The organism is Streptomyces alkaliterrae (assembly GCF_007097205.2).
Taxonomy (GTDB): Bacteria; Actinomycetota; Actinomycetes; order Streptomycetales; family Streptomycetaceae; genus Streptomyces; species Streptomyces alkaliterrae.
This window is the reverse complement of sequence record NZ_VJYK02000723.1, coordinates 1-438: the sequence shown is the minus strand read 5'-3', so window position 1 is coordinate 438 and position 438 is coordinate 1. Positions and strand designations below refer to the sequence as shown.

The following is a 438-nucleotide window of genomic DNA, read 5'->3' as shown; positions in this document are numbered from 1 at the left end:
CACCCGGACACCTCCGACCCCCGCCCCCTGCGGGTCGAACTACCCGGCTTCGGCGCCCGCACCGCGCGCCCCTTCCCGTTCTCCGACCAGCACACCCTGCCCGGCAGCCTCGGAGTCCCCCACGTCACCACCCGGCTGTGCCTGGACTCCCGCGCCCTCACCGCCGCGCTCTTCGCCCTCCGCCGCGACGGGCTCCGACGCGCCCTCGGCCGCCCCGCCGTACGCCGCGCCCTGATCCGCGCCTTCTCGACCGTCCATCTCGGCGGCGAGGACTTCGCGCTGCGCGTCGACGCCCGCCGCGGCGAACGGCACGCCGCGTTCACCCTCACCGGCAGCCGGCAGAGCAAGATCACCGGCCTCGTCGCCGCCCACACCGCACGGACCCTCCTCGACGGCCGCGCCCCCTCCGGCGTCCACCACCTCGAACAGCTCCCGCCC

The 438-nt window shown here is 76.9% G+C and carries 1 pseudogene; it reads left to right on the top strand.

Annotated features, from left to right (window positions below):
- Positions 1-438: pseudogene (locus tag FNX44_RS28490) on the top strand (saccharopine dehydrogenase); the annotation flags it as partial.